This is a genomic window from Planomonospora sp. ID82291 (assembly GCF_015711645.1).
Classification (GTDB): Bacteria; Actinomycetota; Actinomycetes; order Streptosporangiales; family Streptosporangiaceae; genus Planomonospora.
This window is the reverse complement of the sequence record NZ_JABTEX010000009.1, coordinates 1-23898: the sequence shown is the minus strand read 5'-3', so window position 1 is coordinate 23898 and position 23898 is coordinate 1. Positions and strand designations below refer to the sequence as shown.

Genomic DNA, 23898 nt, shown 5'->3' with positions numbered 1-23898 from the left:
GAATCCCCCCGGGGCCGGGGCGGGCGGGACCGGTCGCGACGCGGCGGTCAGAACCCCTGGGCCAGGCGGTGGTAGGCCTGGTTCCAGCGCAGCTCCTTGGCGAACTGCCGGGAGGTCGTCTCGGCGTCGATGACGAGCAGCTCGACGCCGAGCATGTCGGCGAAGTCGGTGAGCTCCTCGGCTCCGACGGCGGCCGACAGCACGGTGTGGTGCGGGGCTCCGGCGGTGAGCCAGGCCTCGGCGGAGGTGCGCAGGTCGGGGCGGGGCCGCCACACCGCGCGGGCCACCGGCAGGTTGGGCAGCGGCGCGGCGGGCTCGACGACGTCGATCTCGTTGGCGACCAGCCGGAACCGGTCGCCCATGTCGGCCAGGCCCACCACCACCGCGGGGCCGGGCTCGGCGTCGAAGACGAGTCGGACCGGGTCCTCCCGGCCGCCGATGCTCAGCGGGTGGATCTCGCACGACGGCGTGCCGGAGGCGATCGTCGGGCAGACCTCCAGCATGTGCGCGCCGAGGATGAGCTCCTGGCCCGGGTTCAGGTGGTAGGTGTAGTCCTCCATGAACGAGGTGCCGCCGGGCAGGCCCGCCGCCATCGTCTTGAGCGTGCGCAGCAGCACCGAGGTCTTCCAGTCGCCCTCGCCGCCGAAGCCGTACCCGTCGGCCATCAGCCGCTGCACGGCCAGGCCGGGCAGCTGCCGCAGGCCGCCGAGGTCCTCGAAGTTGGTGGTGAACGCGCCGAACCGGCCCGCCTCCAGGAAGCCGCGCAGGCCCAGCTCGATGCGGGCGGCGTAGCGCAGCGAGTCATGCCGCTCGCCGCCGGAGCGCAGTTCGGGCGCGACCGTGTAGGCGTCCTGGTACTCGGCGACGAGCGTGTCGATCTCGGCGTCGGAGGCGGCGTCGACGGCGGCGACCAGGTCGTTGACCCCGTAGGTGTTGACCGACACGCCGAAGCGCCGCTGCGCCTCGACCTTGTCGCCCTCGGTGACGGCCACGTCCCGCATGTTGTCGCCGAAGCGGGCCAGCCGGAGCGAGCCGACCTCGGCGCGGCCGGCCGCGGCGCGGGCCCAGGCGCCGATCCGGGCCGCGACCGACGGGTCGCTGACGTGCCCGGCGACGGTCTTGCGGGGCACCCCGAGCCGCGACTGGATGTACCCGAACTCACGGTCGCCGTGGGCGGCCTGGTTCAGGTTCATGAAGTCCATGTCGATGGAGTCCCAGGGCAGCGCCATGTTGGCCTGGGTGTGCAGGTGCAGCAGCGGGGTGCGCAGCGCGTCCAGCCCGGCGATCCACATCTTGGCCGGGGAGAACGTGTGCATCCAGGCGATGACGCCGATGCAGGCGTCGTCGGCGTTCGCCTCCAGGCAGATGCGCCGGATCGCGTCGGCGTCGGTGAGCACCGGCTTCCACTCCACGCGGAACGGCACGGTCTCGGCGTCGTTCAGCGCCTCGGCGATCCGCCGGGACTGCTCGGCCACCTGGCGCAGCGTGTCCTCGCCGTACAGGCCCTGGCTCCCGGTGAGGAACCAGATCTCGCGGCCGTTGAGGGACTTCATTGTTCAGACTCCTTGTCCGTGCGGTTCAGCGCTGGCCGTACACGTTCTGGTAGCGGTCGTGGAGGCGGTCGATGTCGGCCTGGGCGATCGGCAGCGGCTCGCCGATCTGGCGGGCGACGTGCACGGTCCGGGCGACGTCCTCGCACATGACGGCGGCCTTCACCGCGGCGCGGGCGTCCTTGCCGATGGTGAACACCCCGTGGTTCTGCATGAGCACCGCCGGAGAGCGGTGGCCCTCCAGCGTGGCGACGATGCCCTTGCCGATGTCGTCGTTGCCGATCAGCGCGAACGGCCCCACGGGGATCTCCCCGCCGAACTCGTCGGCCATCGCGGTGAGCACGCACGGGATCGCCTCGCCGCGGGCCGCCCAGGCCGAGGCGTAGGTCGAGTGGGTGTGCACGACGCCGCCGACGTGCGGCATGGCGCGGTAGACGTAGGCGTGCGCGGCCGTGTCGCTGGACGGGGCGAGCTCGCCCTCGACCAGGTTGCCGTCGAGGTCGCACACCACGATCGACTCGGGCGTCAGGTCGTCGTAGGAGATGCCGCTGGGCTTGATGACGAACAGGTCCTCGCCGGGCACCCGGCCGGAGACGTTCCCGGCGGTCCAGGCGACGAGGTTGTAGCGGACCAGCTCGGAGTGGAGGCGGCAGACGGTCTCCCGCAGGGCCTTGACGGCACTGGCGGCGCTGCCGGTGGTGGCGGAGGTCATGATGGGTTCTCCCTGGCCGGCCGCGGGGACCGGCGTGACTCGGTGGATCGGAGGTCGGGGTGCCGGACGGGGGTCACGCGCTCGCCCCGCCGGCCTCGTTGCGCAGGGCCCGCAGCCGGTGCAGGACGTCGTTGCCGGCGGTACCGCCGGCGGGCTCCTCGCCCCGGCCGAAGTGGTCGTGCAGGCGGCGGTACTCGGCGTACAGCCGGTCGTAGGCGTCGGCCCGGCCGGGGTCGGGCAGGTAGGCGGCCTCGGTGCGCTTGCCCATCGCCGCGGCGGCGGCGGTGATGTCGGGGTAGGCCCCGGCGGCGACGGCCGCGTGGATCGCCGAGCCGAGCGCGCAGCCCTGCTCGGAACCGATCACCGACAGCGGGCGGCGCAGCACGTCGGCGTAGACCTGCATGAGGAAGCGGTTCTTCAGCAGGCCGCCGGCGACCACGAACTCCCGCACCGGCACGCCGGAGGACTCGAACGCCTCCACGATCGTGCGGGCGCCGAAGGCGGTGGCCTCGATGAGCGCCCGGTAGGTGTCCTCGGGGCGGGTGGCGAGCGTCTGGCCCACGACCACCGCCGACAGGTCGTGGTCGACGAGCACCGACCGGTTGCCGTTGTGCCAGTCCAGCACCACCAGGCCGTGCTGTCCGACCGCCTGCTCGGCGGCGAGGGCGGTCAGGTGCTCGTGCACCGAGACGCCCTTGCGCTCGGCCTCCCGCTCGTAGGACCCGGGCACGCAGGTGTCGACGAACCAGCCGAAGATGTCGCCGACGGCGGACTGGCCCGCCTCGTAGCCCCACAGCCCCGGCACGATCCCGTCGCGGACCACGCCGCACATGCCGGAAACCTCGGCGAGGCTGTCGGAGGGCATGATGTGGCAGGTCGAGGTGCCCATGATCGCGACCATCTGGCCGGGCCGCACGGCGTCGGCGGCGGCGGCGGTGACGTGCGCGTCGACGTTGCCGACGGCGACCGCGATGCCCTCGGGGAGTCCGGTCCACCCGGCGGCCGTCGCGGACAGCGTGCCCGCGAGGCCGCCGAGCGGCACCGGTTCCGGGCCGAGCTTGCCGGTGTGACCGGCCAGGGCGGGATTGAGCTCGGCCAGGAAGTCGTCGGACGGGTAGGCCCCGTCCTGGCGGATCGCCTTGTAGCCGGCCGTGCAGACGTTGCGGGTCTGCACGCCGGTCAGCTGCCAGACGATCCAGTCGGCGGCCTCGATCCAGTGGTCGGCGGCGGCGTAGACCTCGGGGTCCTCCTCCAGCGCCTGCAGCGCCTTGGCGAAGTGCCACTCCGAGGAGATCTTCCCGCCGTAGCGGGGCAGCCAGGTCTCGCCCCGCTTGGCGGCGACGGCGTTGATCCGGTCGGCGTGCGGCTGGGCGGCGTGGTGCTTCCAGAGTTTCGGCCAGGCGTGCGGCCGGGCCGCCAGTCCCTCGGTCTCGCACAGGGGGGTGCCGTCGGCGGTGGCCGGCAGCACCGTGCAGGCGGTGAAGTCGGTGCCGATGCCGACGACCTGCGCCGGGGAGATCCCCGAAACGATGATCGCCTCCGGCACGGCGGTGCGCAGGACCTCGCGCCAGTCCTCGGGCGACTGCAGCGCCCAGGCCGGTCCCAGCCGCACGTCCGTGCCGGGCAACCGGTCCTCGATCACCCGGTGCGGGTACTCGTGCACCGCGCTGCCCATCTCGGCACCGTCGGCGACCCGGACCACCACGGCACGGCCGGACAGGGTGCCGAAGTCGACCCCGACGACGTATTGATCGTTGTTAACGTTCACAATGTCTCTCCTGTTCAGAGGGTTCACGAGGCACGGCTCCGCAGCGGACGGATCACGCCCGGCGCGCGGAGATGAGGCGCTGGAGCAGGATGAAGGCGAAGAGCAGCAGCCCGATGAAGATCTTGGTCCACCAGGAGCTGAGGGTGCCCTCGAAACTGATGATCGTCTGAATCAGACCGAGCACCAGCACCCCGAGAACGGTGCCCGCGAGGTAACCGGACCCGCCGGTCAGCAGGGTGCCGCCGATGACGACCGCGGCGATCGCGTCCAGTTCCATACCCAGCGCGTTGAGACCGTAACCGGAGAGCGTGTAGAGCGAGAACAGCACGCCGCCGAGCGCGGAGCAGAAGCCGCTGATCGTGTAGACCGCGATCTTCGTCCTGGCCACCGGCAGGCCCATGAGCAGCGCCGACTGCTCGCTGCCGCCGATCGCGTAGACGTTGCGCCCCAGACGGGTGTAGTGCAGCACGTACGCCGCGGCGCCGGCCACCGCCACGGCGATCAGCACGCTCACCGAGACGGACATCTCCCCCGGCAGCGCGATCCGCGCCTGGGCGACGGCCGTGTAGTCCGGGTCGGTGATCGAGATCGATTCGGTGCCGATCACATAGCACAGGCCCCGGGCCAGGAACATGCCGGCCAGCGTGACGATGAACGGCTGGATCTCGAAGTAGTGGATGATGCAGCCCATCGCCAGGCCGAGCACCGAGCCGATGAGCAGCACGAGCGGGACCACCAGCAGCGGCGGCCAGCCGTGGTCGGTCATGAGGCTCGCCGAGACCATCGTGGACAGGGCCACGACCGCGCCGACCGACAGGTCGATGCCGCCGGTGAGGATCACGAAGGTCATGCCGACGGCGACCACGAGCAGGAAGGCGTTGTCGATGAAGACGTTGAGCACGACCTGCCCGCTGGCGAACCCCTCGTAGCGCACGCCTCCGGCGACGAACATCGCCGCCAGCAGGCCGGCCGTCGCCAGGACGGGGATGTACGCGCTCCGGAGGCGGCCGGGCAGCCGCAGCCGGGCGGAGGTCAGGATGTCCGAGCTCATGCCGGCACCTCCACCTTCTCGTCGTCGGTGGCCCGGGGCGCGGCCGGTCGGCGGCGCCCGCGGCGCTGGAAGACCTTCTCGCGGAAGGCGGAGGACTGCACCAGGCACACCACGGTCACGACGAGCGCCTTGAACAGCAGCGTGGTCTCCGGTGGGATGCCGATGGAGTAGATCGTGGTGGTCAGCGTCTGGATGACCAGCGCGCCGAGCACGGTGCCGCCGAGGGAGAACCGGCCGCCCATCAGGGAGGTGCCGCCGATCACCACGGCGAGGATGGCGTCGAGCTCGATCCACAGGCCCGCGTTGTTGCCGTCGGCGCTGGAGACGTTGGAGCTGATCATCAGCCCGGCGATGCCCGCGCACAGGGCGCAGAAGGCGTAGACCGCCACCGTCAGCCCGCGCGAGCGGATGCCCGCCAGCCGGCTCGCCGTGGCGTTGCCGCCGATGGACTCCACCAGCAGCCCCAGGGCCAGGCGGCGGGTGAGGAACGCGGTGAGCGCCAGGACGGCCAGCACGATGAGGATGCCGAACGGGAGCGTCAGCCAGTAGCCGCCGCCGATGAGCTTGTAGGAGTCGCTGTTGACGGTGACGATCTGCCCGTCGGTGATCAGCTGGGCGAGGCCGCGCCCGGCGACCATGATGATCAGCGTCGCGATGATCGGCTGGATGCCGACGCCGGCGACCAGGAACCCGTTCCACGCGCCCAGCACCAGCGCCAGGCCCAGGGCCAGCCCGACGGCGGCCAGCACGCCGCCCACGTCGTTCTGGTCGGGCAGGCCGCTGATGTGCAGGCAGGCCAGGGCGCCGGAGATGGCCACCACCGAGCCGACCGACAGGTCGATGCCGCCGGTGGCGATGACGAGCGTCATGCCGATCGCCACCAGGATCAGCGGCGCGCCGAAGCGGAAGATGTCGATGAGGCTGCCGTAGAGGTGGCCGTCCTTCATCTCGATGGACAGGAAGCCCGGCGTGAAGGCCACGTTGGCCGCCAGCAGCAGGACCAGGACGGCGGCCGGCCAGAAGAGCCGGTGCCGGACGAGCGCCGTCATGAGCGGCCTCCGCTCGCGATGGTCTCCATGATCACTCCGGTGGTGAGGCCGTCGTCGTTGGGCAGTTCGGCCACCAGCCTCCGGTCCCGCAGCACGGCGACCTTGTGGCTGAGGCGCAGGACCTCCTCCAGCTCCGCGGAGACGAACAGCACGGCCATGCCGCCGTCGGACAGTTCGGCGACCAGGCGCTGGATCTCCGCCTTCGCGCCGACGTCGATGCCGCGGGTGGGTTCGTCCAGGATGAGCAGGCGGGGTTCGAGGATGAGCCAGCGGGCCAGCAGCACCTTCTGCTGGTTGCCGCCGCTGAGGTTCCTGACCAGTTGGTCGGGGTCGGCCGGGCGGATGTTCAGCGCGGCGACGTACTTGTCGACCAGTTCGTCCTGGGTGCGCCGGGGGATCGGCCGGCTCCAGCCGCGCATCGCCTGCAGCGCCAGGACGATGTTCTCCCGGACGGTGAGGTCGGGGACGAGTCCCTCGGCCCGGCGGTTCTCCGAGCAGAACGCGATCCCGCGGTTCATCGCCAGGCGCGGGGTGCGCAGGGTGACGGGTTCGCCGTCGATCCGCAGCGCGCCGGTGCTCGCGTGGTCGGCGCCGAACAGCAGCCGGGCGATCTCGGTACGGCCCGAGCCGAGCAGGCCGGCCAGGCCGACCACCTCGCCCTTGTGCACGGTCAGCGTGAACGGCTCGATGGCTCCGCCGCGGCCCAGCGCCTCGGCCTCCACCAGCGGCTCGCTCGTCCGCGCGGGCGGCCTGTCCTCCAGCTTCTCCAGGTCGGCCAGCTCCCGGCCGATCATCTTGCCGACCAGTTCGACCTGGCCGAGCTCGCTGGTGAGGTACTCCCCCACCAGGCTGCCGTTGCGCAGGATCGTCATCCGGTCGGAGATCTCGTAGATCTGGTCGAGGAAGTGGGAGACGAACAGGATGGCGATGCCCTCGGCCTTGAGGCGGCGCATCACCCGGAAGAGCTGCTCGACCTCGCCGCTGTCGAGGCTGGAGGTCGGTTCGTCGAGGATGAGCACCCGGGCGGAGATGTCGACCGCGCGGGCGATGGCCACCATCTGCTGGACGGCCAGGGAGTAGGAGGACAGCGGCGCCGAGACGTCGATGTCGAGGTCGAGTCCGGCGAGCAGTTCGGTGGCGCGCCGCCGCATCCGCTTCCACTGGATCCGGCCCAGCCGGCGCGGCTCACGGCCGATGAAGATGTTCTCCGCGACCGAGAGGTTCGCGCAGAGGTTGACCTCCTGGTAGACCGTGCTGATCCCGGCCTGCTGCGACTGGAGGGGGCCGGTGAAGGCGACGTCCTCGCCTTCCAGGGTGATCCGGCCGCCGTCGATGGCGTAGACGCCGGTGAGCACCTTGATCAGGGTCGACTTGCCTGCGCCGTTCTCTCCCATCAGCGCGTGCACCTCTCCGGGGAGGAGCCGGAAGTCGACGCCGGACAGCGCCTTCACGCCGGGAAACTCCTTGCAGATCCCGCTCATCTGCAGGATCGGGGCGGGGGGTGCCATTGCGGCGTCCCTTCCTCTCGGGGAAGTGGGCCGCTCGCGGAGTGCGAGTCCGCAAGCGGCCCGGTCCGGTCAGTACGGGCGGGTGGGCAGGGCGGCCTTCGCCTGCTCGGGGGTGAACGTCGTCTCCTCGGTCAGCACGCGCGCGGGCACCTGCTCACCGGCGACGACCTTCTTGGCCAGGTCCATCAGCTGCGGGCCGAGGATGGGGCTGCACTCGACGATGAAGTTGATCTTCCCGTCGGCGAGCGCCTGCATGCCGTCCTTGACCGCGTCGACCGTGATGATCTTGATGTCCTTGCCCGGGACCTTGCCGGCGCCCTCGATCGCCTCGATGGCGCCCAGGCCCATGTCGTCGTTGTGCGCGTAGAGCACGTCGATGTCCGGGTTGGACTTCAGGAAGGCCTCCATGACCTCCTTGCCCTTGGCCCGGGTGAAGTCGCCGGTCTGCGAGGCGACCACCTTGAACTTGGACTCGGCGCCGATGACCTCGGCGAACCCGGCCTTGCGGTCGTTGGCGGGCGCGGAGCCGGTGGTGCCCTGCAGTTCGACGATGTTCACCGTGTCGGTGGAGTCCTTGTACTCCTCCACCAGCCACTTGCCGGCCTTGCGGCCCTCCTCGACGAAGTCGGAGCCGAGGAAGGTCTTGTAGAGGCTGGTGTCGGCCGAGTCCACCGCGCGGTCGGTGAGGATCACCGGGATCTTGGCGGCCTGGGCCTCCTTGAGCACGTTGTCCCAGCCGGACTCCACCACCGGCGAGAAGGCGATGACGTCCACCTTCTGCTGGATGTAGGAGCGGATCGCCTTGATCTGGTTCTCCTGCTTCTGCTGGGCGTCGGAGAACTTCAGCTCGATCCCGGCGGTCTTGGCCGACTCCTGGATGGACTTGGTGTTGGCCGTGCGCCAGCCGCTCTCCGCGCCCACCTGGGCGAAGCCCATGGTGATCTTCCCGTCGCCCGAGCCGCCGCCGGCGGCCTCGCCGCCGCCGCCGCATCCCGCCGCGGCCATGATGGTGACACCGGCCAGCAGCAGCGCTGACATCTTCTTGAACACGGTCATCGTTCCCTTCTTCTCACGATTTCGTGAGCGTGTTTCCGTGAGCGTTAACATCACGTCGCGACGTCACCCCCGATCTCTTCGCGACGGGTTTTCTCAGGCCGGCGAGGTGCTGGCTCTGATCACGAGCTCCGGCGGGACCACGAACGCTTCGCGGACCCGCTGCTCGCGCGTCTCTATCTGCCGGAGCAGCACCTCGATGCTGCGCCGGCCCACCGCGGCGAAGTCCTGCCTGACCGTGGTGAGCGGCGGCGAGAAGAACTCCGATTCGGGGATGTCGTCGAAGCCGGCCACACTGATCCGGCCGGGCACGCGCACCCCCTCCTCGGCGAACGCCCTCAGCACGCCGAGCGCCATCTGGTCGTTGGCCACGAACACCGCCGTGACGTCCTCCATCCCGGCCAGGCGCCGCCCGGCCTCGTATCCCGAACGCGGACTCCAGTCGCCGGAGAGCAGCTCGGGCACCTTGCGGCCGGCATCGGACAGCGCCGCCCGCCACCCGTGGATCCGCCCCTCGGCCTCCAGCCAGCCCGACGGGCCGCTCACGTGCCAGACCGTCTCGTGGCCGAGTCCGAGCAGGTGCTCGACGACCAGCCGGGCGCCCTCGATCTGGTCGACGCTGACCGTGGAGACCTCCCCGGCCTCACCGCACTCGACGGCCACCACGGGGATGCCCGCCGGCAGATCGGCCAGCGCACGGGCCGCCGACCGCTGCGGGGCGACCACGACGATGCCGTCGACGGCCTGCTCGGCGAGGTAGCCGAGCGCGTCGCGCACGCCCGCCCGGTCGATGGACTTGAGGCTGACGATGCTGATGAAGTACCCCGCCGCCCTGGCCGCCTGCTCGATGCCGTAGACGGTGCTCGCCGGGCCGTACAGGGTCGTGTCGAAGCTGACGACGCCGAGCGTGCGCGAGTGCCGGGTGACGAGGGCGCGGGCCACGAGGTTGCGCCGGTAGCCCAGCTGGTCGATCGCGTCCATGACCCGGGTGCGGGTCTCGGCACGGACGTTGGGATGCTCGTTGAGCACCCGGGAGACCGTCTGGTGGGAGACTCCGGCGAGCCGGGCCACGTCCGCCATCACCGGCAGACGCTCCTTGCTCGGCGTCATGGCGGCTCCCTCCACTCGTCCCGGATGACCTGGGACCGACTGTGAACGCTAACAACGCGCCGCGTCAAGCACTCCCCGGATTACGTTCACATCACATCGCAGCCGCCCGAAATACGTGGTTAACCCACTCTTGACGTAAAGGTCCACACGCTCTTAAATGTTGGGAGCTCGTGTTGTTAACGCTCACATTTCGCGCCCGCCCACCCGCGGCGGACGCGGTCCGCACCGCCCCTTCCCGCGTGATCCGCGGGGAGCGGCCGGCGCGGGGAGCCGCGCCGTGCCGCCGGGTCGGGCGGGACGCGCGAGAGCCGGTCCGGAGCCGGCATGGAAGGCTCCGGACCGGCTCCGCGGGGAGCCCCGGCCGGCGGCACGGCGCGGAGCGTCCCCGGCCGGCGGGGTCGTGGCGGGCGCCCGGTCAGCCTCCGTAGGCGGGGTGGCCGAACCCGACGATGGTGTCCATGGTCCGGGTGCGGGTCACGACCCGGTCGCTGATGTTCCCCTCGACGGTGGAGACCGTGCCGTCGGGGTTGACGCCGGTCACCAGGCCGACGTGGTCGATCGCCGAGACGCTGCGCGAGCCCGCCCAGTCGAAGAAGACGAGGTCGCCGACCTGCGGCCTGCGGTCGAACCGGCCCTGTTTCTTGAACCATTCGGCGTGCCAGGGGGTGTAGGCGAAGATTCCCATCTGCTTCTCCAGGCCGTGCTGGACGGCCACCCACGACAGGAACATGTCGCACCAGGCCGCCCCGGCGAAGCCCTTCTGCCCGGTGTAGTCGTCGTACCAGGCGCCGTAGGAGGTCGTGCCGTCCTTCCGCTCGCCCTCGCCGACCTTGCCGAGCGCGGTCGTGACGACCTGCCGCACCCGGGCGGCGCCCGCGAGCGACGCGGCCTGCGCCGGCGTCCCGCCCGCCTGGGACCGCGCCGGCAGCCGGAGCCCGCCGGGCACGAGCTGATCGGGCAGGCTCGGCCCGCCGTTCTCCAACCGCGCCCGGGTCTCCTCCAGCCTGGCCTCTCCCGGCAGCCGGAGCTCCCCGTCCTGCGTCCCGATCCCCGCGGAGCCGGACCCGGACCCGGAGCCGGACGCCGCCTGAGGCTCCGTCTCCCCCTCGAGCGTCCCCGGAGTCCGCCGCCGGAGGATCTCGATCCTGGACTCGATCTCGGCGATCCGGGACTGCATCTCCGCGAAGGGGGCCCCGCCCGGTTGGTCGTCGGCGGCCGGCAGAGCCGCGGCGGCGGCCTCCCCGGCGGGCAGGACCGCGAAACCGGCGGCGGTGGTGAGGGCCAGGCCCGTGGCGAGGACACCACGGGAGAAGACGCGCGACAGGGCGGACAAGGACGCGTTCCCTTTCTGCCGCCCGCCGGGGAGGGGACCCGCGCCGCGACGGGCGGGGTCCGGTGGAAGGCCTCCCGGGCCGGAAGCAGCGCCCCCGGCGGGACTCGGCTCCGGTCCGCGGGCGAGCGGCGACCGGCGCGCAGCCTGGTGTCGCCTCCCTGTTCGGCCGCCGCGACCGGTTACTGAGGAAAATGCGACGGTGACGCTCCGTCACTCACCGCGCGTGCTTCCGGGCGCGCTTCCGGGCGTGCTTCCGGGCGTGCTTCCGGGCGCGCTTCCGGGCGTGCTTCCGCGTGTGCTTCCGGGCGCGCTTCCGCGCATGCTTCCGCGCGTGAAGGGAGATGAGGGGAGATATCGTCACGCGGTGTGAAGATTCAGCGTTCCCACCCCTGGCCGGAGACCGCCGCCGAGGCCGAGCGCCTGCAGGACGCCCTGCGCGCCTCACTCGACCTCACGGGCCCCGGCCCCCGCCACCCGGCGACGGTCGCGGGCGTGGACGTGGCCTATTCCGGCGACCGGCTGGCCGCCGCGGTCGTCGTCCTCGACGCGGCGACCCACCGGGTCGTCGAGCAGGTGACCGTGACCGGCCGGACGGCCTTCGCGTACGTCCCCGGGCTGCTCGCCTTCCGCGAGCTGCCCTCCCTCACCGAGGCGCTGGAACGGCTCACCGTCGTCCCCGACCTGATCGTCTGCGACGGGTACGGCCTGGCGCATCCGCGCCGCTTCGGCCTGGCCTGCCATCTGGGCGTGCTGACCGGCCTGCCCACCGTGGGCGTGGGCAAGACCGCGTTCGTCGGCACCCACCGGGAGCCGGGCCGGGAACGGGGGGCGTGGAGTGATCTGGTGCTGGACGGCGACGTCGTGGGGCGCGTGCTGCGCACTCAGGACGGGGTCAAACCGGTCTTCGTCTCTCCCGGGCACCGGATCGATCTGGAAACGGCCTGCCGGCACGTGCTGGCGCTCAGCCCTCGCCACCGGCTACCGGAGACGACGCGGGCGTCCGACCGGCTCTCCCGGGCCGCCCTGCGCGAGTCCCGGGGCGAGGCCCGGAGCGTCTGAGAACCCGGGAGGCCGGACCGCACTCGGGTGCCCCGATGCCCGGGCGTCCGTGCACCCGGGGCGCCGTCAGGACGGCCGAGACGCCGAAGGACCCGGAACGTCCGGGAGGCCGGGCGGGCGTCCCGGGCGCGGCGCGGGCCCGGGACCGCGCCGGCACGTCACAGGTGGGTCCCCGCCACCCGGGCCAGCAGGTCCTGCACGCGCGTGGCCAGATCCTTGGGGCTGAACGGCTTGGTCATGTAGTCGTCGACGCCCGCCTCGAACGCCTGCGTCACGTCGTCCTGCTCCGACTTGGCCGACAGCATGAGCACCGCCACGTTCTGCCCTCCGGGCATCTCCCGCAGCCTGCGGCACACCTCGGGGCCGGACAGCCCCGGCATCATCCAGTCCAAGATCACAACATCGGGCAGCTTCTCGGCCAGAGCGTCCATGGCCGCCAGACCATCACCGGCCATCTTCACTTCGTGTCCGGCCTTCTTCAGCGCGAAACTGATCACGAACTGGATGTCCGCGTCGTCCTCGACCGTCAGAACCCTGGCCATGCACCCACCCCCCGACAAAGCACATCCCCGGTAGGGACATTGCCCTGACCACTGACATTCATACCGCTCTCAGGCGCTTTGCACGAATTTGACGCCTTCTCCTGGCCCTTGCGAGGCGCTTCCCGGAGCCCGGAATCGGGTGCGCCACACGGGAAGGACACCGGATCCGAGGGGAGCCGTACGCCGGGACCCCCTGAGCGCCGGCGATCCGCATCGGCCTGCGGGGGCCGGACGACCGGCTTCCCCACCATACGCTCTCCGCACCTCGTTCCCCCTGAGCACGGACCGCCTCCCCGACGCTCCCCCGTGAGCACGGACCGTCTCCCCGACGCTCCCCCGGCCACGCCGCGTTCCGCCGTCAGCCGGTCGCCGGCACGACCCGCACCCGGATGCCGTGCGGGTCGGCACGCTCCAGGCCGGCCGCGTCCGGGTTGGAGACCCGGATCAGGCCGCGCACCTGGCCCGACTTCCCGTCGGCGGTCACCCGGATGACGAGCATCCCGGGATCGCTGCCGTGCGAGGAGTGCGGGTCGCCGGAGAGCGGGTGCGGTCCCCGCGTCGAGGCGAATATCCACTTGTGGTCGGGCGAACTGGCGAAGAGATCGACCGTCGGGTCCGCGCTGAACGGCGAGACCAGGTCGACCGTGCCCTCGTGGGCGCCGGTCACGCCGTCGAAGACCTCGGCGACGTTGCCGTCGCGGTCGCCGACCCAGATGTGGCGCTCCCGGGTGGAGACCGCCGTCCCGTGGGCGTCGCGGTCGGCCGCCTCGTCGTCGTAGAGCCGCTCGACGGCGGGCGTGTTCGGCGGGTTCGCCGGGGAGTAACCGCCCATCGGCAGCCGGAAGACGCTGAACTGGTCGAGGTTGGCGGGCGTACCGCCGCCCCCGTCGCCGAAGACGAAGCCCTCGGCCTCGATGAACCCGCAGCCGTTGGCGGGGATGTGCGCGTCGTCGTACTCGCCCACGATCGACATCGGTGTCGTCCGCCAGTCGGCCACCAGCATCCCGCCGCCGCGGAGGCTGACGAAGACCGGGCCGTTGTCGGAGGCGATGAACGGGCAGATCGGCGCGTTGTCGGGACGCAGCCCCGGGGCCTGGCACGGCGCCTCGTTCGGAGTGGTGCAGCCCGCCAGGTCGAGCGTCGCCGCCGGCTCCTGGACGAAGCGTCCGGCGGCGTAGTCGGTGCTGATCCGCTCCAGCTTCTTGCCGTTCTGGTTGGCGATGATCAGATACCTGTCGTCCTCGGTGGGCCAGAGGGCGTGGGCCTGCCGGGCCCCTCCCGCCCCGGCCTCGGTGCGCAGGCAGGCGAGCGGCCTCCGGGTCGCGGCGTCGAAGACGACCACATGGCCGCTGGCGACGAAGGAGAGCGCCGCATGGGTCTCGGCCCGGTTGAACACGATCATGTGGGGGCGCACCGGGAGCGCGCCCGTGCTCGCCGCGCACAGGGACGAGGCCGCGCCGCCCAGGTCGATCACCTGCACGGGCTCCGCCTGGGACAGGTCACGGGTGACGTCGTCCCCCGCGTACACGCGGATGGTCCCGCCGGACGACCGCCCGGCGCTGTCGGACTGGTCGACCAGCCACACCTCGTACGGCTCCGGCGGCGCCGCCGCCGCTCCGGTCGTCCCCGCCCCGCCCAGCGCGAGCACCGCCAGCATCGCGACGGCCGCGGCCCGCCACTTCCCCATGCGTCCTCCTGTGATCGGGTAGGCCGCAGTCTCCCGGGTGCCGTACCCCAGATCAAGGAATTTCAGGATTGATGACCGAATGCGGTCTCAGCGCCGGGCGGGGACCGCGCCACTAGGGTGGGCACCCATGCCGATCATCACCCCGGAGCGTGCCCGGCTGATGCGCGCCCGGGCGCAGGGGCTGGCCGGCGGCGTCAGAGGCCGCGGCGTGCCGGAGGTCATCGGCCGCGCCTTCGCGATCCAGGCCCAGGACGCCGGAGCCGCCGCCCTCGGCCTGCGGGTCCGCGGCACAGGGATCACCCGCCGGGACGTCTGCGCCGCGTACACCGCCGGCCCCGCCCTCGTCCGCGGCTGGTTCATGCGCGGCACGCTGCACACGGTGGCCGCGCCCGACGCCAGGTGGCTGATCGGGCTGCTCGGGCCGGTCTTCCTGGCGGCGGGCCGTCGCCGGTGCGCCGAACTCGGCTTGGACGAGCGGCTTCAGGAACGCGCCGAACACCTGGTCGCCGAGGCCGTGGGCACGGACGGGCCGCTCACCCGCGCCGAGCTCACGGCCCGGCTGGCGGCCGCTCTGGGGGTGCCCCCGACCGGCCAGTCCGCCTTCCACCTCATCCGCCGCACCGCGCTGCGCGGGTGGATCTGCCACGGCCCGGACCGCCGGGGCGAGGCGACGTTCGCCCTGCTCGACGACCTGGTCCCGCCCGGCGGTCCCCGACCTCCCGCGCACGAGGCCGCGGCCGAGCTGGCCCGCCGGTACCTCGCCGCGCACGCCCCCGCCTCGGCCGAGGACTTCATCACCTGGTCGGGCCTTCCTGCGGGCCTGGCCCGGCGGGGATGGCGCGCCCTCGACGACGTCGCCGAGGCCGGGATCGGGGGCGGTGCGCACCTCGTGCCCCGGACCCGGCCGGCGGAACCCGAGCGGGAGGGCCCTCCCGACGTACGGCTGCTGCCCGCCTACGACGGCTACCTCGTGGGCCACCGTACGAGGGACCTGTCGGTGCCGGCCGCCCACGCCCGGCGCGTGTGGCCCGGCGGCGGCCAGATCCGCCCGGTCGTCCTGGCGGACGGGCTGGCGGTCGCCACCTGGACGCGCCGGGAGGGGACCGTCGCCGTCACACCGTTCGCCCCCCTGCCGCCGGAGGTCGAGGCCGGGATCGCCGAAGAGGCGGCGGACGTCGCCCGCTTCCTGGCCTCCGGCCCGGACTGAGCCGGAGACCGCCGCGCCACCCGGACTGAGCCGGAGACCGCCGCGCCACCCGGTCCGGTGCGCGGCGGCCGCCGCGCCACCCGGTCCGGTGCGCGGCGGCCGTGGCCCGACGACTACTGCTTCCTGACTTTCCGCGTGTTATCACGCGACGACGCCCCCTGATGCGCGATGCTTCGGTAAAGAATCGGCCCGCGACGACCCCCGGTGCGGATGGGACGGGTGTTCCCGGGTAAGGCACTCGTCCCGGCCGATGCACGACGGAGCGCACCACGGAAGAGGGTCACGATGGCGAAAGAGCACACCGAAGGCGCCGCCGCGGCGCGGGCGCTGGCCGCGCGACTGCCCGGGTGGACGGTCTGGTACGGCGAGCACACCCGTCGCTTCTGGGCCCTCTCCCGCGCGAAGGGGCGGGCCGGCGCGTCGCACGCCGAGGCGGAGACGGCCGAGGAACTGGAGCGGACGGTCCGGCGCATCGAGGACGGCGTTCCCCCGCAGGCGTCTCCCGAGCGGGACGCGCCCACCCGGGAGACGCCGCGTCCCGCCCCGGCCGCGACGGAGCAGGAACCCCGCCGCGAGCCGGCCCGGACGACCGGCTGACCCGGTCCGCCGGACCGGCCCCGGGCTCGCCCGATGATCATCAAAGCGGGCGGATGCTAGACTGACCTCGGAGTTCTCGACGATTCTCTCATCCGCCGGCCGACCCGGCAGGCGGCGCGGAGACAAGGAGCGAACCCGGGATGATCCATGATCGTTTTCCCTGTTCCCTCCCCCCCTCCCTCCTTCCCCGGCTGGCCCTCAGCGCGGTGCTCGTCGCGGGGGCGGCCCTCGTCGGCGTCCCCGCCCTGACCTCCGGCGTCCCGCCGGGCTCCCGGACCGGCCCGCTCGCCCAGGCCGTGCCGTACTGGCCCGCGGGCCGGGCTCCGCAGGCGGCGGTGGCCCGGATGCTCAGCGTGGCCGAGCAGCAGGTCGGCATCCGGGAGGACGCCGACGGCGGCGGCACGAAGTTCCACGCCTGGTACATGGAGACCTCCCGGGCCTGGGAGACCGCGGCCCGCGACGGCCACAGCATCCGGGCCTACGCCAACGCCCCCTGGTGCGCGATGTTCGTCGCCTGGGTCGGCGAGCAGGCGGGACTGCGGTCCACGGTCGGCTCGGACGTCTACGTCGTCACCTGGGCCAGGCGGTTCCAGCTCGACGGGCGCTGGGGCAACGCCCCCGCCCCCGGTGCCGTCGTCTTCTTCGACATCGACGGGGACGGCGGCGAGGGCGTCTACCGGATCGACCACATGGGCCTGGTGAAGCGGGACAACGGCGACGGCACGATCACCACGGTCGAGGGCAACACCGACAACGGCCGGGTCGAGCGGCGCATCCGGTCCGAGGGCGAGGTCGTCGGATACGGCTACCCGGACTACCCCGCGATCTGGGGGCCCCGCTCCGGCGCCCCCGCGCGGGCCGCCGGAGCGGGCTGGTGACGTCCCCGTCCGCCGTCGCGGGCCGTCCGGCCCGCCCCGGCGCGTCGGTGACGTGACGCCGGCGCCCCGGGGTGCGGCACCCGCCGGAGCGGGCCGGTGACGCATGCCCGCCGGTGCGCTAGGCGCAGCGCGCCGGAGCCGGGACGAGGCCGAGGGGCGCCGCGGAGCGGTAGCGCCCCGCGTGGAAGACCAGCGGCGCGCCCTCCGCGCGGTGGAAGCGCTCGACCTCCCCGACGAGGATGAGGTGGTCGCCGCCCTCGTGCACGGTCGCCGTACGGCAGGCGAAGGACGCCAGCGTCCCGGCGAGCAGCGGTGCGCCGCCGGGACCGGGCAGTGTCTCCACCCCGGCGAACTTGTCGGGCAGCGGCGTGGCGAACCGCCGTGACAGGTGGTCCTGGTCCTCGGCCAGGACGTTGACCGCGAACCGCCCGGCCCGCAGGAAGACGGGCGCGCTGGGAGAGCTCCGGGCCAGGCACCACAGCACCAGGGGCGGGTCGAGCGAGACCGAGGTGAAGGAGTTGACGGTGACCCCGGCCAGGTCGCCGCCCGGGGCGGCGGCGGTGACCACCGCCACCCCGGTCGCGTACTGCCCGAGGGCCTCGCGCAGGGATCGCACGGCCGCTCACTCCCCTCGGGCGCCGGTGCGCGCCAGGTAGCCGCCCGCCGAGACGGGGTCCATGAACCACTCGGAGAAGTCCGCCGGGTCGTCGAAGCCGTTGACGAAGCGCGAGGCCACCTCCGGCACCCGGCCGGCGGCCTGCAGGATCTCCAGGACGTGCGGCGGCGGGGGCGCGAGCAGCGCGTTCGTCCAGGCGGTGACGTGCCGGGCCCCCTCCCAGTAGCGCTCGAAGGTCTCCTCCATCCAGGCCGCGTCGAACGGCCGCCCGCCGTGCTCCAGGATGCCCGCCAGGTAGGAGGCGGCGCACCTGGCGGCGTTGTTGGACCCCTGGCCGGTGATGGGGTCGTTGAGCACGACGACGTCGGCGACCCCCAGGACCGGCGCGCCCGAGGGCAGCGTCGCGACCGGTCGGCGCACGACCGGGGCGAAGCGGCCGGTCAGTACGCCGCCGTCGTCGGTGAGCGCCGCGTCGGCGCAGCGCTCGGCCTCCCACGGCAGGAAGGTCTCCAGGATCCGCCGGCTCCGGGCCAGGTGCTCGGCGGGGGTGCGCACGTCGCCCCAGCAGTCCATCGGCCCGCCGGGCACCCCCTCGAAGACCATGATCTCGCAGGGGCCCGCGGCGGTGAGGGCCGGGAAGACGAAGTACTCGCCGACGCCCGGGATCAGGTTGAAGCAGACCGCGGAGTGCTCCGGCCGCGGCGTCAGGCCGGTGACGTAGGTCACGGCCAGGGCCCGCTGCGGGGCGTCGTACGGCGAGCGGGCGGCGTCCCGCTCGAACAGCGAGGCGATCGGCCCCTTGCCCGCGGCGACCATGACGAGGTCGTACTCGGCGGCGTACTCCTCCAGGTCGCCGACCCCGGCGTCGTGGATGACGAGTTTGCCGCCGAGCCGCTCGACCTCGGCCATCCAGGCGGGCATCTTCAGCCGCTGGTCGACCGAGCGGGCGGGCGTGTCGAGCCGGGCCGCCCAGTGGATCGCCCGGCCGCCGTCCGGGCCGGGGACGGTGAGCTGGATCCCGTCGATCGGCGGGCACTCGCCCGCCCACAGGTCCAGGCCGAGGTCGCGTTCGAGCCCGAGGGCCGTGCCGAACATGGCCTGGCCGGACATGACCCGGCCGTTCCGGATGTCCTGCGGGGTCCGGTTGGAGACGACGGTGACGTCGTAGCCGTTGCGGAGCAGGCCGAGGGCCAGGTGGAGGCCCGCCTGCCCGGCGCCGACGATGAGGATTCTGCGCATGGTGGGATGTCCCTTCTCCAGGGTCTTCTCTTTGGTGGATGGTCGATCGGCGCCTGATGAGAACGGTACGGCGGGCGCCGCCGGGCGGGCCATCCGCTCAGCGCGGGTTCCGTCCGCCTGGCGCGGGCTTCGGCCCGGGAGGTCCGTCACAGGCACGCCGCCACGAACGGGCGCGGGCCGCCGACCCGTCGGCGGGTTCTCAGCGGCGGTTGCGCACCGGGTCCGGTCGGCGTGATGTCCCCGAACGCTACGGGCCCTGGTCCGCGCTCTACTCCCGGTTCAGCGGCTGAGCCGAGGCCGGGGTGTTCCAAGGGTCGGTGGACGCGTGTATCGCCGGGGCCGCATCGCGCGGGCGGGCCGAGCGACTACGGCACTCGGGCGGGGAACCGGACCGGCCATCTCCCGCGATCGCTGCGCACTTGACCGGTCGCGCGGAGGCCGGAGGCCCGACGCGTGTATCCGGCGGCGTGCCCGCGGAGCACGTGCAGAAAGCCATGCACAGAAACAGACGGCGGACCCGCAGGATTCCGGCGAACGGCGTCCGACCGCGTGTCCGGAGAAGGTCCGAGCAGAAAGAAGAAGCGGTGAGCGGTGACGGAGGACGGATGACGTCCGATCAGGCGTGGGTACTGGGTATAACCTCAGTGGCGTCGTTCATGATGGCCCTGGACAGCTTGGTCGTGACGACGGCTCTCGGCACGATCCGGCAGGATCTGGCGGCGTCGCTCGAATCGCTCGAGTGGACCGTCAACGCGTACAATCTGACGTTCGCGGTGCTGCTGCCGACCGGAGCGGCCCTGGGTGACCGGTTCGGCCGCCGCCGCATGTTCGCCGCCGGGCTGGCGGTGTTCACCGTCGCATCGGCGGCCTGCGCGCTGTCCCCGACCATCGCCGCTCTGGTCGCGGCCCGGGCGTTGCAGGGCGCCGGTGCCGCGATGGTGCTGCCGCTGTCGCTCACCCTGATCAGTGCTTCGCCACGGCCAACCCGGCGAACTTCTGCGTGTTCGCTTCGCTGTACGGCACGATGTTCTTCCTCGCGCAGTATTTCCAGACCGTGCACGGTGAAGGGCCGCTCGGCGCCGGCCTGCGGCTGATGCCGTGGACCGGGACGCTGATGGTGTGCGCGCCGATCGCCGGCCGGTTGGCCGACAAGGTCGGCGAGCGGACGTTCGTGGTCGGAGGGCTGCTGCTGCAGACACTGGGCATGGGCTGGATCGCCGTGGTCGCCGACACCGACACGGGCTATCTCGAAATCCTGCCCGCGCTGGTCATCGGCAGTGCCGGACTGACCATGGCCATGCCCGCGGCCCGACCGCTCCGAAGCCATGATCCACCTCGCGATGATCGACATCATGAGCCGCCGCCTCACCAAAGAATCCACCCCAACCTGACGAAACGCCTGAAACCACGCAAGACGCAACCCAAAGGATCAAAGGCCCATTCAGAGTGAGCGAGAGAAGGAAAAAGGGCAAATAGGTGGGGCGGCAAACAGCAAACAAGGTAAAGCCAGGCAAAGCTTCACCGATCTCCACCACCCCGGCCACACCGGCCCGCCTATGACGCACCTCACCCGCGAGCATGCCCAGGGCACCCGATCAGCGGCCCGCCGAGGCACGCTTTCGCCCCGCAACCACGCCGCACCCGCACGACGGCCCGGCCGCACCTGCCCGCGAGGGTGACCCGCGCCACCCGCGTCAAGCGGGCGTAGATCGCGGTCGCCGGGCATAACGCCGGCATCACGCACCCGGACGGCGTCCGTACGGTTACTCCACTTCCTCCTACCAGCTTGCGAGCATGTCGTGGGTCAACCCCTCCCCGCCGTACCGCGCGCCGCCCCGCAGCGGCGCACCACGAGGCGGACAAGGACGCACATCATCCTCAACGGACTCGCCGTCTGCGCCGCCCTGCCCTACGCGGGAGCAGTGATCATGCTGGCCCGGTGGACCCACAGCGGCCAACTGGGCGACATGATGTACGGAGACCTGCTCATCCTCGTGCTGACGCTTCCGCTCTCCCTCATCGGCAAGGCGATCGGCATCCCCGCCGCGGAACTCCTGGCCGCACAGGAGTCATCCATGGCCGAGCCGTGGGGATTTCTCCTGATGGTGGGCCCCGGGGTGATTCAAGCGCTCTGGATGGCCTGGCTGATGCGGACGACCTCCCATCGGCGACCGACGCGTCTTGGCGTGTCGATGGCCGTGACCGGCGCGGCGCTCATGATCTACTTCGGCCGGACCATCGCCAACAGCGGCTGGCCGCCGCGACAACCCTACGGCGCCCCCCTCCTGGCCTGCGGAATAATGCAGCTCGTGGCCCTTGCCGCCCTCCTGTTCATCGGCCACCGCGCACGATCGAATCCCTGCGGCGAACTGCGGCCCCGCCCGGATCGGCGCCCGCCTCCAGGCGGCGGCCGCCACCGCGACGGCCAAGCCACCGGTGACCGGGCAGCCGGACCGGTGCACCGCCGCGGTGGCGGTGCAGCGGCAGCGCAGCCGGACGCTGATCACCGGTGAGACCACCGTGCTGCCGTCTTGGCCATGACGTGGCCATCTTTGGAAGGCATCCCATGATTCGAGTCCTCGCCCGCCTCCACGGCCTGCCCGCGGCGTTGGTCGTCTGCGCGTACGCGGCGGCCGTGCTCACGCTGACCTGGCTGACCCAAGACGGCCACCTCGGCGATGGCCTGTACGGGAGTCTGTGCATGCTCCTGATGGCCTTCCCGCTCTCCCTCGTCGGGGACTCGGTATACGACGCGATCATCGGTCAGCGGCACGATGACCTCGCCTACGGCTGGGAGTACGTCGAGATGGGCTGGCCGGGGATCGCCACGGCCCTGGTCCTGGCGCTCCTGCTGATGTGGCGGCGCACCCGTCTGGCGGGACAGGTGGTGGGCTGGGCGCTGACGGCGGCCGTTCTTCTGACGGGAGTGGCGATCGTCTCCGACCAGTGGGCGCCCCGCCAGCCGTACGGCTGGCCCTTCCTGGTGTACGGGCTGATCATGGCCATCGGGTTGATCGCCGCGGGAAGGTCCACGGCGAAGGACGCCGGTACCGGTGAGGCAGGACGTCTGCCTTCCGTTGACCCGGAATAAGTCCGCCTTTATCAGGAGCCAGAAAGCATCGAGCCGGCCGATCGGCGCGAAGACACGGGCAAGGAGTCGACGACCGCGACCATCACCATGAGCCGGACGGAGTACCGTCCGGCTCCAGCCCGTACCGCAGGTCCTGATTCTCCCCCGACCCGTCACTGCGGCGCTCAATGAAACGGATCAGTTCGTCATCGCTCCCGGCATCGACCGCAGCCCGGTATAGGCGCTCGGGCCGCCGATGACCACGGGCCAGCCGTCTCCGCAGCACGGCAGGCGGGTCAGGTGCCGGGCTGCGGGGCGGTGGTGGGCCGGGTGCGGTGGTGGCGGTCCAGGGCGGCCAGGGCGTCGGCCTGGCGGGCGTGGGAGCCGCAGACGGCGTCCACCTCAACCGGCTCGTGGTCCATCGTGCGGGCACTCCAGCGACTACCGTCGGTCTCGGCGTAGCCGATCGGCGTCTCGCTGCCGGACGGCAGCAGGTAGCGGCGCCCGTCGCCGGACCGCCGCGCCACCCGGTAGCCGTTCTCCAGCCGGCGCGGGGCCGGGCGCACCCCCTCCCAGGTGAGCCGGTCATCGCCAGCGGGCCGGGCAGCGGCCTGCCTTCCCTAGACGGGCGGCACGTTCTCCGCCGCCGCGGCGGCGGTCGTCTCGTCATGCTCGCGCAGCAGGCGCAGGACGGTCGCGGCTGAGGGGTGGCGGCCCTTCTTCTTGCCCTTGGTGATGACGAGGCAACCGGCGATGTCGCGCAGGCTCATCCCCTGCTCGCGCAGGTGCAGGGCCATCGACAGCATGGCCTCGTCGGTGACGGCCGCGCCGCCGATGGTCTTGCCGCGGGTGCGGGCGGATTCATGGCCTTCCAGGGTGCGCTCGCGGATGTACTCGCGCTCCATGCCGCTCAAGGCGGCCAGCACGGTGAAGACGATGCCGGAGGGGTCGTGGCTGCCCTGCAGCTCGCCGGACAGGAACTCCAGACCGATGCCGGCGGCGCGCAGTTGTTCGGCCAGCGCGGCCAGCTCGATGCCGCGCCCCAGCCGCTTGTGCTCGTGCACCACGAGGGTGACCGCGGCTCCGGCGGCGCGCATGTCGCGGGCCAGGGCGACGGCCCGCTCGAGCTCGGGGCGGCTGGTGGCGCGGGTGGAGATCTTCTCGGAGAAGACCTTGGCGACCCCGGCCGCGGCCAGGGAGTCGATCTGGACGTCCAGGGACTGGCGGGCGGTGGAGGCGCGGGCGTAGCCGATCCGCATGCGCCCGGCCGGTGGGGCGGCGGCCGATGCCGGGCGGGGCAGCTCGGTCCAGACGGTGCCGGGCCTGCGGACCGGCGGGGTCGGCACGGACAGGGCCTTGGCCAGGGCGGGCACGAGCCGGAACCGGGCGGTGTGGTACTGGGCGGCCACCCGCCCCTTGCCGGTCCGGCAGGGCGAGCCCGCGGGGGCGGCGCAGGAGGACATCGGGCAGTCGCGCTCTTCGACGCGCAGGAAGTCGTCGCTCACCCCGCCACTGTTTCACGGATATGTTTCAATCAGCAAGGTGTTTGCATCGACCTATGAAACACGGTCCGCCCTGGATGGCCGGTCCCGGCCGCGCTGTTTCATAGGCGGTCGCCTATGAAACAGCGTCCGGCGCGGCGCACGGCGCGACTCACGAGACCCGCCTTCCCCCCCGGGCGTCCTGGGATCGAGGACCGGCCGGCCGCCAGTGCACCCGGCGGTCGATCAGGAAAGGCGATCTTTCCGATTTGACCACTTTCCGTTCTTTATCTGCTACTTATGTGGATCTTGCATACGAACGCGGTGAATGTGTAGCTTGTGATCGTTTGCTTGCTGATCACTCTGAACCGCTGATCCCGGCCTCCGC

23 protein-coding genes are annotated in these 23898 nt (G+C 72.2%); 8 read left to right on the top strand and 15 right to left on the bottom strand.

Annotated elements, in window-relative coordinates:
• Positions 1–47: 47 nt before the first annotated feature.
• The 9 genes from araA to HS045_RS32150 form a co-directional block, all read right to left on the bottom strand.
• Positions 48–1553, bottom strand: coding sequence for an L-arabinose isomerase (araA, locus tag HS045_RS32190; protein WP_196455401.1), 1506 nt, complete (start codon positions 1551–1553; stop codon positions 48–50).
• A gap of 25 nt (positions 1554–1578) precedes the next feature.
• Positions 1579–2262, bottom strand: a complete 684-nt coding sequence (locus HS045_RS32185; RefSeq protein ID WP_196455400.1) for an L-ribulose-5-phosphate 4-epimerase — start codon at positions 2260–2262, stop codon at positions 1579–1581.
• A 73-nt stretch (positions 2263–2335) separates the two neighbouring features.
• Positions 2336–4030, bottom strand: a complete 1695-nt coding sequence (gene araB, locus HS045_RS32180; RefSeq protein ID WP_196455399.1) for a ribulokinase — start codon at positions 4028–4030, stop codon at positions 2336–2338.
• A gap of 52 nt (positions 4031–4082) precedes the next feature.
• Positions 4083–5081: a galactofuranose ABC transporter, permease protein YjfF gene (gene yjfF, locus HS045_RS32175; protein ID WP_196455398.1), complete on the bottom strand. Its 999-nt coding sequence runs from the start codon at positions 5079–5081 to the stop codon at positions 4083–4085.
• Positions 5078–6130 carry an ABC transporter permease gene (locus HS045_RS32170; protein WP_196455397.1) on the bottom strand — a complete coding sequence of 351 codons (1053 nt, stop codon included), beginning with the start codon at positions 6128–6130 and terminating at the stop codon, positions 5078–5080. Before HS045_RS32170 ends, yjfF begins: the two co-directional genes overlap by 4 nt.
• Complete coding sequence (locus HS045_RS32165) at positions 6127–7638, bottom strand: sugar ABC transporter ATP-binding protein (RefSeq protein WP_196455396.1); 1512 nt, start codon at positions 7636–7638, stop codon at positions 6127–6129. The genes HS045_RS32170 and HS045_RS32165 overlap by 4 nt, the downstream gene beginning before the upstream one ends.
• Before the next feature lie 69 nt (positions 7639–7707).
• Positions 7708–8694 carry an ABC transporter substrate-binding protein gene (locus tag HS045_RS32160; RefSeq protein WP_230885203.1) on the bottom strand — a complete coding sequence of 329 codons (987 nt, stop codon included), beginning with the start codon at positions 8692–8694 and terminating at the stop codon, positions 7708–7710.
• Between the two features lie 93 nt (positions 8695–8787).
• Positions 8788–9801, bottom strand: a complete 1014-nt coding sequence (locus HS045_RS32155; RefSeq protein WP_196455395.1) for a LacI family DNA-binding transcriptional regulator — start codon at positions 9799–9801, stop codon at positions 8788–8790.
• A gap of 415 nt (positions 9802–10216) precedes the next feature.
• The gene (locus tag HS045_RS32150) at positions 10217–11134 is read right to left on the bottom strand and encodes a CHAP domain-containing protein (RefSeq protein WP_196455394.1); all 918 of its coding nucleotides are present in this window, start codon (positions 11132–11134) and stop codon (positions 10217–10219) included.
• Between the two features lie 366 nt (positions 11135–11500).
• Between HS045_RS32150 and HS045_RS32145 the strand changes: the two genes are divergently transcribed.
• Complete coding sequence (locus HS045_RS32145) at positions 11501–12193, top strand: endonuclease V (RefSeq protein ID WP_196455393.1); 693 nt, start codon at positions 11501–11503, stop codon at positions 12191–12193.
• Between the two features lie 158 nt (positions 12194–12351).
• Here the strand turns inward: HS045_RS32145 and HS045_RS32140 are convergent, their stop codons facing one another.
• Positions 12352–12735 (bottom strand): response regulator transcription factor, encoded by a 384-nt coding sequence (locus HS045_RS32140; RefSeq protein WP_196455392.1) that lies wholly within the window; start codon positions 12733–12735, stop codon positions 12352–12354.
• 358 nt (positions 12736–13093) lie between these two features.
• Positions 13094–14422, bottom strand: coding sequence for a hypothetical protein (locus tag HS045_RS32135; RefSeq protein ID WP_196455391.1), 1329 nt, complete (start codon positions 14420–14422; stop codon positions 13094–13096).
• Positions 14423–14549: 127 nt separating this feature from the next.
• On the opposite strand from HS045_RS32135, the gene HS045_RS32130 reads away from it, so the two are divergent.
• From HS045_RS32130 to HS045_RS32120, 3 genes are all read left to right on the top strand, one after another.
• A complete protein-coding gene (locus HS045_RS32130; RefSeq protein ID WP_196455390.1) occupies positions 14550–15629 on the top strand; it encodes a winged helix DNA-binding domain-containing protein in 1080 nt (359 codons plus the stop codon).
• A 285-nt stretch (positions 15630–15914) separates the two neighbouring features.
• Positions 15915–16226 (top strand): hypothetical protein, encoded by a 312-nt coding sequence (locus HS045_RS32125; RefSeq protein ID WP_196455389.1) that lies wholly within the window; start codon positions 15915–15917, stop codon positions 16224–16226.
• A 140-nt stretch (positions 16227–16366) separates the two neighbouring features.
• Complete coding sequence (locus HS045_RS32120; protein ID WP_196455388.1) at positions 16367–17104, top strand: CHAP domain-containing protein; 738 nt, start codon at positions 16367–16369, stop codon at positions 17102–17104.
• Positions 17105–17222: 118 nt separating this feature from the next.
• On the opposite strand, the gene HS045_RS32115 is transcribed toward HS045_RS32120, so the two are convergent.
• The gene (locus HS045_RS32115) at positions 17223–17720 is read right to left on the bottom strand and encodes a flavin reductase family protein (RefSeq protein ID WP_196455387.1); all 498 of its coding nucleotides are present in this window, start codon (positions 17718–17720) and stop codon (positions 17223–17225) included.
• Positions 17721–17726: 6 nt separating this feature from the next.
• Entirely contained in the window at positions 17727–18959 is a 1233-nt protein-coding gene (locus tag HS045_RS32110; protein WP_196455386.1) for a styrene monooxygenase/indole monooxygenase family protein, read from the bottom strand.
• A 494-nt stretch (positions 18960–19453) separates the two neighbouring features.
• Here HS045_RS32110 and HS045_RS32105 point away from each other — a divergent pair, with 494 nt between their 5' ends.
• The 4 genes from HS045_RS32105 (at position 19454) to HS045_RS32090 (ending at position 22050) form a co-directional block, all read left to right on the top strand.
• Positions 19454–20053, top strand: a complete 600-nt coding sequence (locus HS045_RS32105; protein ID WP_374191431.1) for an MFS transporter — start codon at positions 19454–19456, stop codon at positions 20051–20053.
• On the top strand, positions 19984–20409 hold the full coding sequence (locus HS045_RS32100; RefSeq protein ID WP_196455384.1) for an MFS transporter: 426 nt from the start codon (positions 19984–19986) through the stop codon (positions 20407–20409). The genes HS045_RS32105 and HS045_RS32100 overlap by 70 nt, the downstream gene beginning before the upstream one ends.
• A 472-nt stretch (positions 20410–20881) precedes the next feature.
• On the top strand, positions 20882–21472 hold the full coding sequence (locus HS045_RS32095) for a hypothetical protein (RefSeq protein WP_196455383.1): 591 nt from the start codon (positions 20882–20884) through the stop codon (positions 21470–21472).
• Between the two features lie 53 nt (positions 21473–21525).
• Complete coding sequence (locus tag HS045_RS32090) at positions 21526–22050, top strand: hypothetical protein (RefSeq protein ID WP_196455382.1); 525 nt, start codon at positions 21526–21528, stop codon at positions 22048–22050.
• A gap of 275 nt (positions 22051–22325) precedes the next feature.
• Here HS045_RS32090 and HS045_RS32085 read toward each other — a convergent pair whose 3' ends face one another.
• Positions 22326–22595: a hypothetical protein gene (locus HS045_RS32085; RefSeq protein ID WP_196455381.1), complete on the bottom strand. Its 270-nt coding sequence runs from the start codon at positions 22593–22595 to the stop codon at positions 22326–22328.
• Positions 22596–22649: 54 nt separating this feature from the next.
• Positions 22650–23534: a recombinase family protein gene (locus tag HS045_RS32080; RefSeq protein ID WP_307827820.1), complete on the bottom strand. Its 885-nt coding sequence runs from the start codon at positions 23532–23534 to the stop codon at positions 22650–22652.
• Positions 23535–23898: the final 364 nt, after the last annotated feature.